Here is an 18,549-nt window from a genome sequence, read left to right as displayed (position 1 = left end):
GCCCCATGCAATTTGGGGCTTTTTTTAGTAGCAGAGCATCCATCTGCTAAAAGATTATCCCCACCACAAGGCAATTAAGCCACTGGTCACGATAAAACCGACAATAGTACTCATCAACAATGGCGTTAAGGTTCGATCATTCAAACCATACGCCTGTCCCAGCATGCCAAAAATCGTCGGCATCGGCAAAGCTGCAATTAGCGTACCAGCATGGACCATTTCCTGACTTAAATCAGTTAACTGGCTCAGTCCCAGATACATCAATAACGGCATCATGATATTGCTGGAAAATACCAGATAGAAACTTTGCAGGTTGACATATTTCAGACTCATTCCCACGATCCCACCTCCAATGGCAAACAAGGCCAATGGTGAGGCCGTCTGACCAATCAAGGCAAAGACCTGATCGAGATAGACTGGAATTTTAATCTGGAAAACTGCACAGGCCATGCCCAGCATCACTCCCATAAATAAGGGATTCTTTAGCAAGGTCAGTAGCACACTTTTCAAAATGGCGCCAAGGTTCGCCTGATGTTGTGTGCCCAGCGCAGCCATGACCAGCACCAGCGGAATCAGCAACACGCTTTCAATGATGACCACCAGAGAGGTATAGGTCATCGCCTGTTGTCCGATCAATAAGCTAAGCACAGCTGTACCAATCAGCCCGGTATTTGACATTGCAGCACCCAGCGACAAGACTGCACTTTGCGAATGCGTATTCTGAAAATGACGGCGCATGATCCAGAAACCGCTACCATAGAGCAGTAAGGTCACGCTGCTATACACGGCAAAGTATTCAAAATACCAGATTTCATGCAGGTCTTTGGAGGCAAGGGACTGAAAGAACAGCAAGGGCAAGGCTACTTTAATCACAAAAGCACCGACCGTCCCCACCTGTTCTTTGTTTAACACTTGACTCTTTACAGTCAGATAACCCAGCGCCAACAATAAAAATATGGGCACAATGACCGCAAAAATCATAATGCAGTATCCTCTTGTCAGTGATATTCCATTATAAGAATTTCTGAGACTAAAGCAGTGTTAAAAAGGCTCAAACAGGTGATTCAAACCATGCGGTGCACAGCGCAGATATTGCGGTGAAATTTTGATTTTTTCCTCAAGTGCTGCCGCTGCATGCCAAGGCCAATGTGGATCATAAAGAATGGCACGAGCCAGTGCGATGGCATCAGCTTGACCTTTTTGCAAAATATCTTCTGCCTGCTTAGCTTCAGTAATCAAACCGACGGCAATCACGGGAATACTCACGACTTTCTTGATCGCATCTGCAAAAGGCACCTGATAATTCGGCTTCACATCAATGTTCTGTTTGACATGCAGCCCGGCACTGGAGATATGAATATAAGCAGCACCCGCAGCTTCTAGTGCTTTGGACAATTCAATTGAAGAATCAATGGTCCAGCTATCTGGCTGATCCATCCAGTCGCTGGCTGAAATACGCACTCCAATTGGATAACCTTCTGGAACCGCCGCTTTCATGGCTTGTAATACTTCCAGAGTCAGGCGAATCCGGTTTTCCAGTGAACCGCCATACTGATCATCACGTTTATTTGAAAGTGGTGACATGAACTGATGCAGTAAATAACCATGCGCTGCATGCAGCTCAATCAGGTCAAAACCGGCATCAACTGCACGTTTGGCACTTTCTGCAAAGTCAGCAATGACCTGCTCAATTTCCGACTGGCTTAAGGCTTTGGGTGGATGTTCATCGGCCTGAAAAGGAATATCACTGGCAGAAACAGTTTGCCAGCCATGTGCTTCATCCGGCTTAAACTGACCTTTACCTGCCCATGGTTTATCTGTTGAAGCTTTACGTCCGGCATGTGCGAGCTGAATGGCAAAAGGCATCGGGGAGATGGATTTGACTTTTTCCAGTAGGGTCTTGATCTGCTTAGCCTGTTCATCATTCCACAAACCTAGGTCAGCATAACTGATCCGGCCTTCTGGCTGTACTGCAGTCGCTTCGACAATACATAAACCTGCACCCGATAAGGCATAGTTAGCCCATTGCTGCTCATGCCAATAGGTAATTTCCCCCTGCTCTGTTGCAGAGTACTGACACATCGGCGCAATCACGATTTTATTTTGAAGTTGCAGTGATCCAAATTGAATAGGTTGAAATAGTAATGCCACGCTGTATTTCCTCTTTTTATTGCCTAGTTTCACTCTAAAAATAAAAACAGGCTCCTAAGAGCCTGTTTAGTTATAACGTGAACGATCAAACTTTAGAAGATGATTCGTGTAGTCAAACCGAGTACCAGTGCATCATCTACATTATTACTTGAACCTGGATTAATGACATATTGCAGGTTTGGACGCAGCATCAGCCACTTTGTTGCGTTATAGCTATAGTTCAGTTCAATATTGTATTCTGCATCAGCATTGAAAGCTGGCCGTGAATCAGCAAAGCGATTATTCACATGCACACGGTTTACTGCTAAACCTAAAATATCATTCGGCTGGCTGTCCGCAAGACCGATATATTTCACACCGATTTGTTGTGAATTATCCACTTTATTGGTATCGCGGTCATGCCAGGTAAAGTTGGCAAATGAATGCAAACCCTGACGGCCCTGACCTGTAGACGTTAACTGTTGCTCTACAGCTAACCAGCCGGCAAAGGTACGGTTTTTGGCATCAGTAGGATTGGCAATATCCTTTTGGTTGGCAACATCATCGGCAGTATTGTACATCCCGCCGACACGGTAGCTGCCCGGCAAGCCATTCACCAATGATTTCGGCGTCCAGATTACTTCTGCCGGAATCGTCACGCCATCGGCATGGTCGGTATCCAGACTCCAGCCCTGACCTTCTTTAGCGCCATTACCATTATCTGGATTAAACTCATACACACCGACTTGTACTGCAAGTTCAGGATTGAGTTGCTGCTTCACGCGCGCACCCCATTGTGCTACAGGCGTATTCATCCAGATATTGCCCTGCCATTTTCCCATTTGCGCTGCACAAAATGCAGTACTGGCAAAATCACAAGCCATGACATTAAAGTCCATGCCCAGACCAAGACGACCCACCTTAATACTGAGTCCCTGCTCTTTATAATTCTTTTCAATAGACAGCTCGCTCAGACGGCTATCCTGATTACCACGTCCGAAAGTACCTTGTACATTGGCCAGTTGCGGTGCACTAGGATCCTGCAAGTCACGGACAGAGGTACTTTGACCCTGACGTGCACTCATCACGGCACGTACGGTGACGCCATTCCATCCTGCCAGCTTTTCCATGTCCAGTTGAGTACCTAGCCATAATTGGGCAGAAGTTAATGGATCTGCGCCCTCATTACGACCACCATCAGCAAGATAGGCGGTATCGGTTAACAGATTGGCTTCAAATTTAATTCCCTGTTGGGCCAGTTCTGTACGTTGACCATTCCAGTCACCCAGTAAATATTGACCTTGTGGATCAAATGCAGATTCCGCTTGAGCGGTTGTCATGGCAGCCATTAAAGGCAATAGAGCTAGACCTAAATATTTCATGTAAAACCTAAACATTCGGAGAGAAAAACAAGCAAGGTTTTTAAATTGCTATTAGGTGCATGAATTTACATAACTTTTCATATAAATTCCCAGCATTTTTTTTATTACTCATTAAACTTTTAGTTATGCCTTAAACATAAAAATATAATTTTTATTTTAATAATCTTAAATTATTTATATATTTTTCATTAGCTTATAATGTATTGATAATTTCCATTCGATTTCCTCCCAAGAAAATTCACTATAAAAACATAGAAACCTAGTTTATTCTTTAAACAATTCCAGTTTAAATAAAGATGAAATACCCAGTCATTTTCCAGCGATTTCACCCAGATTAACGCTTGCAATCCCAGCCAATTCACCCAATATTAGCTGCATCTCCCTCGCCACTGATGAGTTATGCCTGAATTACCAGAAGTTGAAACCACCAAAACCAGTTTATTACCCTTATTGGAACAACGCGTCCAACGTGTTGAAGTGCGTCAGTCCAGTTTGCGCTGGCCCATTCCAGAAAATATAGAAAAGCTGGTGGGGCAAAAATTACTGAAGCTCACTCGCCGTTCTAAATATATTCTGGCGGAGTTTGAACACGACACCATGCTCTGGCATTTAGGCATGTCGGGGAGTTTCCGTCTATGCGAGAGCAATGAAGAATTACGCAAACATGACCATCTAATCATTCAGTTTGAAGATATCGAACTGCGTTATCATGATCCTCGCCGTTTTGGCTGCATTCTTTGGCTGGATGCACAATCACAAAGCAAATTGATTGACACGTTGGGGCCAGAACCTTTAAGCGAGAACTTTAATGCCGAGTATTTATTTGAAAAATTGAAGAATAAAAATGTTGGCACCAAAGTTGCAATTATGGATAACCATGTGGTGGTGGGCGTAGGCAATATTTATGCGACCGAAAGTCTGTTTAATCTGGGGATTCATCCGGCACAACCGGCCTCGACTTTAAGCTTGATTCAGATCGAAAAGCTAGTATTGGAAATCAAGCGCATCTTGAAACAGGCGATTGATCTGGGTGGTTCAACCTTAAGAGACTACACCAATGCCATGGGAGAAAATGGCTATTTCCAGCAAACCTTGCTGGCTTATGGTCGTGCCGGTGAAATGTGTATGAACTGCGAGACCACGCTTGAAAATATCAAATTGGGACAACGAGCTTCAGTTTTTTGTCCTGAGTGCCAACCTTTGAAAAAGATTCATCTCCCTATCAAAAAAGTGGCAACTTTACGAGGGGAAAAGTCATGAAAACAGCCATTGTGCGTCATATTCTGGTTAAAGATAAAGAAACCGCTGAGCAGCTTAAAAAGAAGATTTTAAGTGGCGCCGACTTCAATAAAATCGCAAAACAGTATTCAACCTGTAATTCTGCCAAACGTGGCGGTGAGCTAGGTGAAGTGAAGAAAGGCCAGCTGGTTCCAGTGATTGATAAACTGGTATTTACTGCCGCTGAACGTGTATTACATGGTCCGGTCAAAAGCCAGTTTGGTTTTCATTTGGTCGAAATCAAGTTTCGGATGGATTTTTAATATTTATAAATCCCTCCCTACCTCCCTTTGTTAAAGGGAGAAGTTCCCCTTTTATAAAGGGGATTTAGGGGGATTAGAAAAATTAGACTTGAGGTGGACGCTTTTTCAATTCATCACGAATTTCACGCAATAATTCAATATCGGCTGGGGTGGTCGGAGTTTCCTCGACTGGGCCTTCTTGTTTACGTAAACGGTTCATGAACTTCACCAATAAAAATACGACCCAAGCCAAGATTAAGAAATTAATTAAAATCGTTAAAAAGTTACCGTAAGTCAGTACATTCACACCCGCCTTAGTCAAAGCATCCAGAGATTGTAAATTGTCTGGGTTTCTTCCCAAGATAAAGAATTTTTGCGTAAAATCGACGCCACCACCGGTGATCACGGTAATTAGAGGCATAATGATGTCTTTCACCAATGAATCGATGATCTTGCTAAAAGCACCACCGATAATGACACCAATCGCCAGATCCATCATGTTGCCTTTGATCGCAAACTCTTTAAATTCTTGAATAATGCTCATAACTGCTCCCATATGTTATTTTCAAGTTTTGGGTCAAATTATACCTGAATAAATACTTTTAATTTTGACTTAGTTTAATGCGTTTTAGTAAATTATGATTTAAGCATAACGTAAATATAAAAAAACCGTAATCTTCGAAAAGATTACGGTTTTTGAAAACCCGAAATAATCTAGCGATTATTTACCTGAACGGTTACGTTTACGTTCGTTTTCAGTCAAGAAACGCTTACGGATACGGATTGACTTAGGTGTTACTTCTACTAGTTCATCATCTTCAATAAACTCAAGCGCTTGCTCAAGTGTATATTCAATCGCAGGAACCAGCGTTAACGCATCATCAGTACCAGAAGCACGTACGTTCGTTAACTGTTTTGCTTTAGTCGGGTTAACTGTCATGTCGTCTGAACGAGAGTTAATACCGATGATCATACCTTCATAAACTTCTAACTGTGGTTTCGCGAATAGACGACCACGATCTTGAAGTGTGAACAGTGCATAGCCCAGACAAGTACCTTGAACCATAGAAATCAGTACACCGTTTTGACGTTTTGCAACAGTACCTTGCTTCATTGGACCGTAGTGCGAGAAGCTAGACGTCATGATCCCTGTACCAGAAGTCATGGTCAGGAATTCAGAACGGAAACCAATCAGACCACGTGAAGGAACAGTTGCTTCAATACGGATACGGCCTTTACCGTCAACTTCCATATTGGTCATTTCGCCTTTACGGTGACCCATTTGTTCCATTACAGCGCCTTGGTGCTGTTCTTCAACGTCAAAAGTAACGTTTTCGTATGGCTCTTGTTTTTCACCATCAATTTCTTTGATGATTACTTGTGGACGCGATACGCCCATTTCGAAGCCTTCACGACGCATGTTTTCAATCAGAACTGAAAGGTGAAGTTCACCACGACCAGATACTTTGAAACGGTCTGGACTGTCAGTATCTTCAACGCGTAATGCTACGTTGTGAATCAATTCGCGGTCTAGACGTTCACGGATATTACGTGAAGTTACGAACTTACCTTCTTTACCAGCAAACGGTGAGTTGTTTACCTGGAATGTCATCGATACTGTAGGTTCATCTACAGACAATGGCGGTAAAGCTTCAACATTTTTCGGATCACAGATGGTGTCAGAAATGTTGAGTGCATCGATACCTGTTACACAAACGATATCGCCTGCAGAAGCTTCTTCAACGTCAACGCGATCTAGACCATGATAACCCATGATTTTTAAGATACGGCCGTTACGTGTTTTGCCATCTTTATCGATTACAGTTACTTGTGTGTTTAATTTCACTGAACCACGCTGGATGCGACCAATACCGATAACGCCTACGAAGCTGTTATAGTCAAGTGAAGATACTTGCATTTGGAATGGACCGTCAACATCAACCGCTGGTGGTTCAACGATGTCTACGATCGTTTGGAACAACGGAGTCATATCTTCAGCAAGTTCTTCTGGAGAAGGACCAGCAACACCACGAAGGCCTGAAGCATAAACAACTGGGAAGTCTAACTGTTCGTCAGAAGCACCTAAGTTGTCGAACAAATCGAATACTTGGTCAATTACCCAGTCTGGACGCGCGCTTGGCTTGTCCACTTTGTTAATAATCACGATTGGTTTCAAACCACGTGCGAACGCTTTTTGCGTTACGAAACGAGTTTGTGGCATCGGGCCTTCTTGTGAGTCTACAAGAAGAAGTACGCAGTCAACCATCGACATTACACGTTCAACTTCACCACCGAAGTCGGCGTGTCCCGGGGTGTCCACGATGTTAATGCGGTATTCAGTATTGGTACGTTCATCTAACCATTTGATTGCAGTGTTTTTTGCAAGAATGGTAATACCACGTTCGCTTTCAATAGCGCCAGAATCCATGACACGCTCGATCTCACCCGCGCGATCACCGAGAGCACCTGATTGTTGCAAAAGTTTGTCTACAAGAGTGGTTTTACCATGATCGACGTGCGCAATAATGGCGATGTTACGGAGAGTTTTAATATCTGACATGTAAATTCAATGCGTATGTAATTTGAGGGCAAATTATACAGAAAAATACAAAACTTTTATAGTCACTGTAACCACACTCCTCAACTTTTTTTGCCCAGTTGGGGCTTTTTTGATTTTGTAAAGACGTGTAACTCGATTAGAATAGCGCCACCCAGCCTTAATTTGCATTGACACATGTCTGATTTTAATCAATCTCCTCTTTCTAAAGATCAACTCGACCTGGTATATGGTCTGGAAGATCGACCAAAACCATTAATTGCTTTTTTAGCTGCATTCCAGCACTTACTGGCGATTATTGTCCCGATTGTGACCCCTGGCCTGCTGATTTGTTTGGCACTCGGTGTTTCCAAAGAAGACACCAACATGATTTTATCCATGTCCTTGGTAATCTCGGGCATCGCGACTTTTTTACAGTCTAAAAAAGTGGGGCCATTTGGTGCCGGTCTGCTGATTGTCCAAGGAACCAGCTTTAACTTCATCGGTCCAATTATTGGTATTGGTTCAGCCATGGTGGCTGCAGGCACACCTGTAGAAGCAGTCATGGCTTCTATTTTTGGTGTGGTGATTGCAGGTGCATTTATTGAAATGGGCGTGTCACAAATTCTGCCTTGGATCAAAAAACTGATTACACCGCTGGTGACCGGGATTGTCGTGCTGCTGATTGGTTTGACCTTAATTAAAGAAGGTTTAATCAGTATGGGCGGTGGTTATCAGGCCATGAGCGATAAAACTTTTGCCAATGCTGACAACCTGATCATGTCTTGTACCGTCTTGGCGTTGATTATTATTCTGAACCGTATCCGGATTACCTGGGTAAAAAGTTCTGCCATTTTGATCGCCCTAATCTGTGGTTATGTTCTGGCGGGCTTTATGGGGCATCTGGATTTCTCTGGTCTAAAAGATGCATCGTTGGTACAGATTCCAACCCCAATGCATTTCGGTTTAAGCTTCTCCTGGAGCCTGTTTATTCCGATGGCATTCATCTATCTGGTGACCTCTTTAGAAGCGATTGGTGATATCACTGCGACTTCAAAGCTTTCCAACCAGCCAGTTGATGGTCCAAAATGGATGCAGCGCATTAAAGGCGGTGTACTGGTAAATGGCGCGAATTCATTCCTTGCCGGTATTTTTAACACCTTCCCGAGTTCCGTATTTGCACAAAATAATGGCGTAATCCAGTTAACGGGCGTAGCAAGTCGTTATGTCGGCATCTGGATTGCTGCTTTGCTAGTTATTCTTGGTTTACTGCCTGCAGTTGCTGGTATTATTCAGGCCGTTCCGCAAGCGGTACTGGGTGGTGCAGTGATGGTGATGTTTGGTGCAGTCGCAGCCTCTGGCATTAACATTCTGTCTGGTGTCCATCTGGACCGTCGTGCCCTGCTGATCATTGCGATTTCACTGGCACTGGGTTTAGGTGTTGCACAAGTTCCACAAATTCTTGAACATCTTCCTGAGTTATTCCGTAATATCTTTAGCTCAGGCGTTGCTACTGGTGGTATCGCTGCCCTTATTCTGAATGTAGTACTTCCTGAAACAAAGAAGTAATTTCATGTCCAAAGAACACTGTCTAGGTCAGACTTAGGCAGTGTTCTTTATATTGGAGAGATACCTATGGATCCTAAAAGCGAAGTTTTATTAAGACAATATGATTTTTTGTCGGGTCGCATCCTACTGATTAATGCACCAACAGATGATCTGCTCGCTGAATTCGATGCCTCTATCAATCCCGCTGTCTGGACATGGAATTTTAACGATTTTCAATATTTCCAGTCACAACAAGCAGATGTGCATTTTGGTGCAGAGATGCCTGAGGGTGAGTTTGATCAGGCGGTTATTTTTGTACCTAAGTCTAAAGAACTCTTAAATTACTTACTGCATAATGTGGCAGCGCAGCTTAAACCGGGTAGCAGTGTTTTCCTGGTCGGTGAAAAGAAAGGTGGGATAGAACGTGCAGCCAAACAGTTGCAGCCTTTTGGTAAGACACTCAAACTTGACAGCGCACGTCATTGCCAGCTGTGGCAATTGGTTCTAGACCATACGGTCGAGAAAAAAGCACTTGCAGACTGGGCGCAGCACTATACCGTATCTACACCAAATGGTGATCTGAATATTTGTGCACTTCCGGGCGTTTTTAGTCAAAACCGTTTGGATGTCGGTACTGCCACACTATTACCTTATTTGTCACAAGTCACTTCAGGTAAAATTGCTGACTTTGGCTGTGGCGCAGGCGTCATTAGTGCGTATCTGGCAAAATTAAATCCGAAAAACCGGATTTTTGCCATGGATGTCGATGCCTTTGCACTGGCTTCTACGCAAATGACCTTTGCAGAAAACCAGCTTACTCCTGAACAGATTGAAATCAAAGCGGTTACAGGCATTGAAGATGCACCCTTGTTCTTGCATGCCATCGTCAGTAATCCGCCTTTTCATATGGGAATCGAGACCGATTACACGGCAAGCGAAACCTTATGTAAAATCTCGCGCCGTCATTTAAAATCGGGCGGTGAGCTTTGGATCGTGGCCAACCGTTTCTTGAACTACCCGACCCTGATTGAACAAAACTTTGGTCGCTGTACAGTCAAAGCGGATCAACAAGGCTTTAAAGTGCTCTTCGCCAGCACTCAAAAAAATGTTAAGGAATCATGATGAGCGAAACGCAAAACACGATGCAGCTGCAGCGTAAGCTGGGTGCTCGTCATCTGAATATGATCGCCATTGGCGGATCTATTGGTACAGGTTTATTCCTGGCCTCAGGGGCGACCATTGCCAACGCTGGACCAGGCGGTGCACTACTTGCATATGTACTGATTGGTATCATGATTTATTTCTTGATGACCAGTCTAGGCGAGCTTGCCACACACAACCCGACCTCAGGTGCATTTTTCACTTACGGCACCAAATATGTCGAAGGTGGTTTTGGTTTCGCTCTGGGCTGGAACTACTGGTACAACTGGGCCATTACCGTGGCTTTTGAGCTGGTTGCCGTTCAGTTTATTATGAAATTCTGGTTTCCAGATATTCCGGGCGTGTACTGGAGTGCCATTTTCCTGGCCATTATTTTCGGGATTAATGCCCTGACGGTAAAAGGCTTTGGCGAATCTGAATTTTTCTTTTCTCTGGTTAAAGTTCTCGCGATCATTGCCTTTATCATTATCGGGATCTGGATGATCGTGAAGATCATGCTGACCCCGGGTGCAGAAGCATTTGCCAACTGGAGCATTGGTGATGCACCCTTTGTCGGTGGTTTCCAGGCATTAATTGGCGTGGCGATGATTGCCGGATTCTCTTTCCAGGGTACCGAAATGGTCGGTGTGGCGGCAGGTGAATCGAAAGATCCAAAGAAAACCATTCCGGTCGCCATCAAACAGATTTTCTGGCGTATCCTTCTGTTTTATATCGTGTGTATTTTCATTATCGGCACCTTGATTGCCTATAATGACCCACGTTTATTACAGGCCGCTGCAACAGATAATATTGCGCTTTCGCCATTCACCTTATTGTATGAAAAAGCCGGTTTTGCCTTTGCCGCCAGTATCATGAATGCAGTGATCCTGACCGCTATTCTATCTGCGGGTAATTCTGGCATGTATTCATCTACCCGTATGCTGTTTGATATGTCGCGTAAAGGCAGTGCACCTAAAATGTTTGCGCGTCTGGACCCGCGTGGTGTGCCAATGAATGCACTCTATGCCACTACGGCGATCGCAGCTCTATGCTTCCTGACTACTTTCTTTGGTGAACAGGAAGTCTTTAACTGGCTGCTAAACATGTCAGGGATGTGTGGCTTTATTGTCTGGCTCGGGATTGCAATTTCGCATTACCGCTTCCGCAAAGGTTATTTGGCTCAAGGTTATAAACTGGAAGATCTGGCTTATCGCGCTAAATTCTTTCCTTTTGCTCCTTGGTTTGCATTTATCCTGTGTGCGATTGTTGTTCTCGGACAGAACTATCAGGATGTTTTGGCCGGTCAATGGATGGGTGTGTTATCGACCTATATCAGTATTCCGCTATTCCTAGCCATTTGGTTCGGCTACAAATGGAAGAAAAAAACCAAACTGGTCTCTTATCAAGAGATGGATGTGCAGCCGATGAAACTTGATCAGGAATAAAAAATTATTCATTAAAAAAATCAGCTTACGGGCTGATTTTTTATTTCTTGAATTAACTATGACGCATCACGAAATTGCGATCATCAATCACAATCACTTGCTGGCAAATTCCGTCTACCCGACGTTGCTGCTCAAATACCTCTTTAGGCATAGACTCAAAACTATCAAAGAAGCTAATTTCATTTTCATCAATTTCATATATCAGGGAATGATTCCCTACTCCCTCTAAGGTGTCATAGAACACAATCACAAAACGGCCTGCTTCTACATTTTCCTGAATTTCTGCATAAGACAATGGCTGTTCTATAACAGGAATATTTAAGCGATGTGCTTGTTGATAGAAATCGACTTCAATTGGCTGTTTATCTGCATCATGTTCAGTACAAAAATTGACATCCAAACCCAATGTCTTTAAAGCAACTGCAAGTGCGATGCTTGAGCTTCCCATTTCAGGGTCATGTTGACAGAGCTGAGTTAAATCAGGAATATTCAAATCAATGCCATAATGATGAAAAATCATCCATATTGCAAAAATTCCGCTATTGGCTTCCAGATTTTGCAAATCTTCAGGAATTTCGACACTCATATTTTTACTCAACGACATCTTAACAGGCTAAGTGTAGTCAAAATACAGACATAAAAAAAGCAGCTCCGAAGAGCTGCCTTTTTAATGAGTGTTCAATAATGAATTATTGAGCAACTGGTTGTTCAGCTAAAACAGTACGGCTACCAGTGATTGTCGCGAATACACGACGGTTCATAGCACGACCTTCTTTAGTGTTGTTGTCTGCAATCGGTTGATCCCAAGCAAAACCTTGAGTAGACAAGCGAGATGCATCAACATTGTATTCATTTACAAGCGAAGATTTAACAGAGTTAGCACGTGCTAGAGATAAACGTTCGTTTAGTGCACGTGGACCAGTGTTGTCAGTGTGACCTTCGATACGAGCAGTAGCGTTTGGATATTCAACTAGCTTCTCAGCAACTTTAGCGATTTCTGGTTTGTATTGATCTTTGATGTTTGATTTGTTTGTATCAAAGAACACACGAAGTTCCATGTTCAGGTCTTCAGTCAACTCTTGTGGCGCTGGAGCAACTGGAGTTACAGGCTCAACTGGAGCAACTTCAACTACTGGAGCAGCTGGTTTCAGACGACCACCTAGAACAACATTAAGACCAGCTAATGCTGTGTAGTTCCAGAATTTTTCGTCAAAGTGGTAAGTACCACGAGCTTCAGTACGTAGCGCTAAGGCATCGTTGATGTGCCAGAATGCACCCACACCAGCATTACCTAGAGTACCTTCTTCTTCATTACCGCGAGTACCGCGTGGCACACCTTCAAATTCGTATTTGTAGTGACCCGCACCTAGAAGCATGTATGGCTTCACTTTGCTGTCATAGTTACCAGTAAATACGTCAGAAGTTGCGTAGAAGTTACCTGCAATATTTTGGCCTTTGTATTCTGCACCTTCAGCAGCACCGTCAACATCGCCCTTTACTTGGCTATATTCAGCTTCAAAACCTAACCAAGGAGTTAATTCAACACCAATAGCAGCACCTACGAATAAATCGTCTTGTAATTCAGGACTACTAGTAAGTTCGCCATCATTACCGTTATTGTTGTGCTGGGTGTCTTGGAATGTATAACCTAACATCAACGGAGTAACAGTTACGCCTGCATTTGCAGCAGCAAAAGGTGCAGCTACAAGCATAGCTAAAGCAATACGACTCATTTTCATGGATTTATCCTCCAGAGATAAAAATTGTTGTTCAAGCTCAAGCCCGCAATAGGCCATCCTGAGATAGGCTTTTTATTACCCCAGTTTTATTCTTAAGCTATTCACATGGCATCATACAAACACTTTATTATTTTTCCAAGTGCTTGATTAATTTAATCAAGTAAATTATTGACAAAATTACTTACAATTTCCGTTGTAATTCGGTAACTTTTTACTCAATTTTTTATTCTGAATACCCTATGGTGATTGCCAATTATTTTTTAATCACTTTCTTGAAACTTAAGTAAGGACTGATTACTCGGCTCCACAAAGCATAAAAAACGCATAATTAATAACATATTCCTCATAAAAATAATATATAAATCAGGTAACTCTATGTATAAAAAAATAACAACAGGCTTCACTTTTGTTGAACTCATTATCTGTATTGCAATGATTGCAATTTTAGCCAGTATCGCTCTACCGTACTTCCATGAGTATCGTTCCAGACAGGAAGCCAAACAGATTCCAATCAAATTATCTGCGGTTAATCGTTATGCACGCAGTCAGGCTGCTGTGTTTCACCAGAATATTGTGATCTGCCCCAGCCAGGACTCACTCAGCTGTCAACCCAATCAATGGAATAAAAATATACTGGTCTTTATTGATAAAAATAAAAACCGACAAGTCGATACAGGCGAACAAATTTTACATATTGATGCACTGAACCTCAAATACGGTAACTTAAGTTGGCGAGGAGCTTTAAGTTTATCGAGTGTCACTTATCAAGCGCACACTGCCTTGCCGATTGGTTCAAATGGTAGTTTTTATTATTGTTCTACCCATCTTTCTAACCAACAGCGTATTGTACTCAGCAAAATGGGGCATATCCGGATCGAAAGTCTCTCGTCTTGCTAACAGAACTATCCAGTTTATGCTTCTCTGCGTTTAACGCTTCAATCCTGAGTTTTTTCCAATATACTGCTTAAGTTTGAAAAAATTGATTAAAACTCATACGGAGAGAAAACAATGACTGACATCGTAATTGTCAATGGTGCACGTACAGCCATGGGTGGCTTTCAGGGTAGTCTTGCAAGTGTAACTGCACCCGAACTCGGTGCGGTCACCATTAAAGAGGCAATTTCCCGTGCGGGTCTGCAACCAGCGGATATTGAAGAAGTCATTATGGGTTGTGTACTCCCGGCAGGTTTAAAGCAAGGGCCTGCACGTCAAGCGATGCGTCAAGCTGGTCTTCCAGATTCTACTGGTGCTGTGACCATTAATAAATTATGTGGTTCAGGCATGAAAGCCGTCATGCAGGCTGCTGACATGATTAAAGCAGGTTCTGCTGATATCGTGGTTGCCGGTGGTATGGAATCCATGACCAATGCGCCTTATGTATTGCAAAAAGCACGTAGCGGTTTCCGTATGGGTCACGGTGAAATCAAGGACCATATGTTTCTGGATGGCTTGGAAGATGCTGAAACAGGTCGTTTGATGGGTTCATTTGCCCAAGATATGGCAAATACCAAAGGCTATACCCGCGAGCAGATGGATGATTTTGCGATTCGCTCATTAAAGCGTGCGCAAACTGCGGTCAATGAAGGCTACTTTGCTGATGAAATCGTGCCTGTAACAGTTAAAAACCGTAAAGGCGATGTGGTTGTTGATAAAGATGAGCAACCATTTAATGCCAACATCGATAAAATTCCAACTTTACGTCCAGCGTTTGCTAAAGACGGTACGATTACGGCGGCTAATGCCAGCTCGATTTCAGATGGTGCATCAGCTTTAGTAATTACCTCGGCTGACAATGCAGCAGCAAAAGGTTTAAATCCTTTAGCCAAAATTGTGGCCTATGCATCGAATTCTCAACATCCATCTGAATTTACCATTGCTCCAGTCGGTGCAATCCAGAAAGTACTGGATAAAACCGGATGGACCGCTTCTGATGTCGACCTTTGGGAAATCAATGAAGCCTTTGCCATGGTCACCATGTGCCCAATGGATGAGTTCAAGCTAGATCCTGAAAAAGTCAACATCAATGGTGGTGCATGCGCACTCGGCCATCCTGTGGGTTCAACCGGTTCGCGTATTATCCTGACTTTGATTCATGCACTAAAACGTACCGGTGGCAAGAAAGGTATTGCTGCTCTATGTATCGGTGGTGGTGAAGCAACTGCTGTAGCGATTGAATTACTCTAACCTCTTCCCTCACCCCCATCCCTCTCCCATAAGGAGAGGGAGTTAAAAACCCTCCTGATCTGGAGGATTTTTTTCGCTTACATTTTGATAAAGCTTGCTCGCGCAAAATACCACAAAGTGGCGTAGATTAAAGCAAGCAAAATAAAAAGGGAGTTCTCCCATGCAACTGAATCATTACCTCAATTTCCAAGGTCAGGCTGAAGCAGCCTTTAACTTTTATAAATCAGTTTTTGGAGGCGAATTTTCAAGTCTGAGTCGTTATGGTGAAATGCCAGCTGAAGAAGGTGTCACACTGTCGGAAGTGGATAAAAATAAAATCTTGCATATCTCACTTCCCATTAACGAATTTACAGAACTGATGGCATCCGATACGAATGATCAATTTTGCGCGCAAACCAATACCGTGTTTACGCAAGGTAATAACCACTATATTTCCATTAACTTAGACGCTAGCGAACAAGCTGAAGCACAATGACTTTTTAATGCTTTATCGGTGAATGGTCAAATTGAGATGCCGCTTGAAAAGATCTTTTGGGGCGCACTTTATGCTGCCTTTAGCGATCAGTTTGGAATTCACTGGATGATCAATTGTCAACTTGAAGAAAATTAAAGGTTTTTACCAAGACATAAAAAAGCCGGACTCAATCCGGCTTTTTACAGCAGCATAATTTAAATTATGCACCTGTTTGATAATGTGCCTGTGCAACCGCAGTCGATGCCTGATACGGATTTTTGAAATCATTCAAACCGGCAGCTGCTTCCTGAATATCTTTACCTTCTTTAATCACGAAAGTGTCGAAACCAGAACGCTTCATGTAGTTCAACACATCTTTGAATACATCCCCTGTAGCACGTAGTTCGCCCTGAAAACCCTGGCGACGAAGAAGTGCTGCAAATGAATAACCACGGCCATCATTAAAACCGGCAAACTCGATAAAGATTGCGTCTAGCTGGTCCAGTGGAAATTCATGGTTTTCAGGAGAAGCATCGACAGTTAAGTACAATGCTTTTTTACCTGATACATTGCCAATCTGGTCTAACTGGTCCACAGTCAGAACCACATCACCCTGCGGCAAAACACCATCTTCACCAATCAATTGATAGGTATTGTCTGCAATCGTGCCATCTTTAGAGAGCACTTGAAGTGCGGTATTAAGCATATGCACGCTCCTTGAAGGGTTGAATGCCGACACGGCGATAAGTATCGATAAACTCTTCACCATCCTGACGCAGGTCAAGATAAGTATTCAAAATTTCTTCTACGATATCCGGCACGACTTCGGCTGCAAATGATGGCCCAAGAATGTCACCAATTGACGCATCATGATCGGCATTACCGCCTAAAGTGATCTGGTAGAACTCAGCGCCTTTCTTGTCTACACCTAAAATACCGATGTTACCCACATGGTGATGGCCACAAGCATTCATACAACCTGAAATATTCAGATCCAGTTTGCCTAAATTGTAAATCGTATCCAGGTCATCAAAACGGCGTGAAATTGCTTCAGAAATCGGAATGGATTTCGCATTAGCCAAAGAACAGAAGTCACCGCCCGGGCAGCAAATAATGTCGGTCAAGAAACCGATATGCGCACGTGCCAGGTTGTTTTGGTCAAGGGTTTGCCATACAGCGAACAAATCTTTTTGTGGGACATCGACCAGGGAAATGTTTTGTTCATGCGTGGTACGCAGCTCACCGAAAGTGTACTGATCGGCAAGATCTGCAATCAGGTTCATTTCTTCTGTGCTGACATCACCCGGCGCAATCCCGGCACGTTTCAGTGAAATCGTCACGATACGATAACCTTTCACTTTATGTGCATTGGTATTGATGTTGAACCACTGTTTGAATTTTGGATATTGTGCAAATAGTTCAGTGAAATCTTCATCTGCATAATCTTGGTAGTCAAATGGCGTGAAGTTCTCATCCATTTTCGCCAAGGTGTCTGCATCGATTTTCAGTGTTTTAATCGTATGCGCAAATTCAGCTTCAACTTTCTCGGCAAATACTGCTGGTGTTAAAGCTTTTACCAGAATCTTGATACGTGCTTTATATTTGTTGTCGCGACGGCCATGCAAGTTATACACACGAAGGACTGCTTCCAGATAAGCAATCAGGTCTTCACGCGGCAAGAACTCACGGATAAAGCTACCAATCACTGGCGTACGGCCGAGACCACCACCGACTTTGATTTTATAGCCCATTTCGCCTGCTTCATTACGCACAATATACACACCGATATCGTGGAATGCAGTGGCTGCACGGTCAGTTTCTTCAAGCGCAGAGACTGCAATCTTGAATTTACGTGGCAAGAAAGCAAATTCCGGATGGAAGGTTGACCATTGACGGATCAATTCACAAGTCGGACGTGGATCGGCAATTTCACCTGCAACCACACCGGCATACTGATCCGTCGTGGTATTACGGATACAGTTACCTGAAGTCTGAATCGCATGCATTTGCACAGTGGCCAGTTCAGCCAGCATATCCGGCACATTTTCCAGCGCAGGCCAGTTAAACTGGATGTTTTGACGGGTCGAAATATGCGCGTAGCCACGGTCATATTCTTTTGCCAAATCAGCCACTTTACGAAGTTGTTTTGAGTTCATCAAACCATATGGCACGGCAATACGTAACATTGGCGCATAACGCTGTACGTACAGACCATTTTGCAGACGAAGCGGACGATACTCATCTTCAGTGAGTTTACCGGCTAAATAACGTTCCGTTTGGTCACGGAACTGTGCAACACGTTCATTAATCAGTTGCTGATCGAAATCAGTATATAAATACATGGCGTACAGCTAGTAGTTTCTATTATATCGCCGGCAAGGATAGCGAGATTGAACCTATCAATAAAATGCTTTTTATACATATTTCATAGCGGTTTTATTGATAAGCCTACCAAAGTTTCACGGATCTCA

General features: G+C 43.3%; 16 protein-coding genes and 1 pseudogene. 8 read left to right on the top strand and 9 right to left on the bottom strand.

What is annotated here, in order from left to right; genetic code table 11:
- Positions 1-54 precede the first annotated feature (54 nt).
- From PYW33_RS03040 to PYW33_RS03030, 3 genes are all read right to left on the bottom strand, one after another.
- On the bottom strand, positions 55-981 hold the full coding sequence (locus PYW33_RS03040) for an AEC family transporter (RefSeq protein ID WP_004281722.1): 927 nt from the start codon (positions 979-981) through the stop codon (positions 55-57).
- 60 nt (positions 982-1,041) lie between these two features.
- Positions 1,042-2,151: an NADH:flavin oxidoreductase/NADH oxidase gene (locus tag PYW33_RS03035; RefSeq protein WP_004645930.1), complete on the bottom strand. Its 1,110-nt coding sequence runs from the start codon at positions 2,149-2,151 to the stop codon at positions 1,042-1,044.
- Between the two features lie 92 nt (positions 2,152-2,243).
- Positions 2,244-3,512 carry a carbohydrate porin gene (locus PYW33_RS03030; protein WP_004645931.1) on the bottom strand — a complete coding sequence of 423 codons (1,269 nt, stop codon included), beginning with the start codon at positions 3,510-3,512 and terminating at the stop codon, positions 2,244-2,246.
- A 399-nt stretch (positions 3,513-3,911) separates the two neighbouring features.
- Here PYW33_RS03030 and mutM point away from each other — a divergent pair, with 399 nt between their 5' ends.
- Positions 3,912-4,772 carry a bifunctional DNA-formamidopyrimidine glycosylase/DNA-(apurinic or apyrimidinic site) lyase gene (gene mutM / locus PYW33_RS03025; protein ID WP_004645932.1) on the top strand — a complete coding sequence of 287 codons (861 nt, stop codon included), beginning with the start codon at positions 3,912-3,914 and terminating at the stop codon, positions 4,770-4,772.
- Entirely contained in the window at positions 4,769-5,053 is a 285-nt protein-coding gene (locus tag PYW33_RS03020; protein WP_004281718.1) for a peptidylprolyl isomerase, read from the top strand. Before mutM ends, PYW33_RS03020 begins: the two co-directional genes overlap by 4 nt.
- Positions 5,054-5,135: 82 nt before the next feature.
- Here the strand turns inward: PYW33_RS03020 and mscL are convergent, their stop codons facing one another.
- Together mscL and typA are read right to left on the bottom strand one after the other, a co-directional pair.
- The gene (gene mscL / locus PYW33_RS03015; RefSeq protein WP_004281717.1) at positions 5,136-5,576 is read right to left on the bottom strand and encodes a large conductance mechanosensitive channel protein MscL; all 441 of its coding nucleotides are present in this window, start codon (positions 5,574-5,576) and stop codon (positions 5,136-5,138) included.
- A 177-nt stretch (positions 5,577-5,753) separates the two neighbouring features.
- Complete coding sequence (gene typA, locus PYW33_RS03010; RefSeq protein WP_004281716.1) at positions 5,754-7,592, bottom strand: translational GTPase TypA; 1,839 nt, start codon at positions 7,590-7,592, stop codon at positions 5,754-5,756.
- Between the two features lie 174 nt (positions 7,593-7,766).
- On the opposite strand from typA, the gene PYW33_RS03005 reads away from it, so the two are divergent.
- The 3 genes from PYW33_RS03005 (at position 7,767) to PYW33_RS02995 (ending at position 11,701) form a co-directional block, all read left to right on the top strand.
- Positions 7,767-9,137, top strand: coding sequence for a uracil-xanthine permease family protein (locus PYW33_RS03005; protein ID WP_004645933.1), 1,371 nt, complete (start codon positions 7,767-7,769; stop codon positions 9,135-9,137).
- A 66-nt stretch (positions 9,138-9,203) separates the two neighbouring features.
- Positions 9,204-10,238, top strand: coding sequence for a methyltransferase (locus PYW33_RS03000; protein ID WP_004645935.1), 1,035 nt, complete (start codon positions 9,204-9,206; stop codon positions 10,236-10,238).
- The gene (locus tag PYW33_RS02995) at positions 10,238-11,701 is read left to right on the top strand and encodes an amino acid permease (protein ID WP_004645936.1); all 1,464 of its coding nucleotides are present in this window, start codon (positions 10,238-10,240) and stop codon (positions 11,699-11,701) included. Before PYW33_RS03000 ends, PYW33_RS02995 begins: the two co-directional genes overlap by 1 nt.
- Before the next feature lie 52 nt (positions 11,702-11,753).
- Here PYW33_RS02995 and PYW33_RS02990 read toward each other — a convergent pair whose 3' ends face one another.
- Together PYW33_RS02990 and omp38 are read right to left on the bottom strand one after the other, a co-directional pair.
- Positions 11,754-12,287, bottom strand: coding sequence for a cysteine peptidase family C39 domain-containing protein (locus PYW33_RS02990; protein WP_004645937.1), 534 nt, complete (start codon positions 12,285-12,287; stop codon positions 11,754-11,756).
- A gap of 103 nt (positions 12,288-12,390) precedes the next feature.
- Positions 12,391-13,440: an outer membrane protein Omp38 gene (gene omp38 / locus PYW33_RS02985; protein ID WP_004645938.1), complete on the bottom strand. Its 1,050-nt coding sequence runs from the start codon at positions 13,438-13,440 to the stop codon at positions 12,391-12,393.
- 375 nt (positions 13,441-13,815) lie between these two features.
- Between omp38 and PYW33_RS02980 the strand changes: the two genes are divergently transcribed.
- The 3 genes and pseudogenes from PYW33_RS02980 (at position 13,816) to PYW33_RS02970 (ending at position 16,234) form a co-directional block, all read left to right on the top strand.
- A complete protein-coding gene (locus PYW33_RS02980; RefSeq protein ID WP_004645939.1) occupies positions 13,816-14,337 on the top strand; it encodes a GspH/FimT family pseudopilin in 522 nt (173 codons plus the stop codon).
- 111 nt (positions 14,338-14,448) lie between these two features.
- On the top strand, positions 14,449-15,624 hold the full coding sequence (locus PYW33_RS02975) for a thiolase family protein (RefSeq protein ID WP_004645940.1): 1,176 nt from the start codon (positions 14,449-14,451) through the stop codon (positions 15,622-15,624).
- A 160-nt stretch (positions 15,625-15,784) separates the two neighbouring features.
- Positions 15,785-16,234: pseudogene (locus PYW33_RS02970) on the top strand (VOC family protein).
- Between the two features lie 64 nt (positions 16,235-16,298).
- On the opposite strand, the gene PYW33_RS02965 reads toward PYW33_RS02970, so the two are convergent.
- On the bottom strand, positions 16,299-16,784 hold the full coding sequence (locus PYW33_RS02965) for a DUF934 domain-containing protein (RefSeq protein WP_004645942.1): 486 nt from the start codon (positions 16,782-16,784) through the stop codon (positions 16,299-16,301).
- Positions 16,777-18,420, bottom strand: coding sequence for a nitrite/sulfite reductase (locus tag PYW33_RS02960; RefSeq protein WP_004645943.1), 1,644 nt, complete (start codon positions 18,418-18,420; stop codon positions 16,777-16,779). The genes PYW33_RS02965 and PYW33_RS02960 overlap by 8 nt, the downstream gene beginning before the upstream one ends.
- Positions 18,421-18,549 lie beyond the last annotated feature (129 nt).

This window comes from Acinetobacter lwoffii, assembly GCF_029024105.1.
GTDB lineage: Bacteria > Pseudomonadota > Gammaproteobacteria > Pseudomonadales > Moraxellaceae > Acinetobacter > Acinetobacter lwoffii.
Note: the sequence above shows the minus strand (reverse complement) of the source record. Positions and strands in the feature narration are given on the sequence as shown.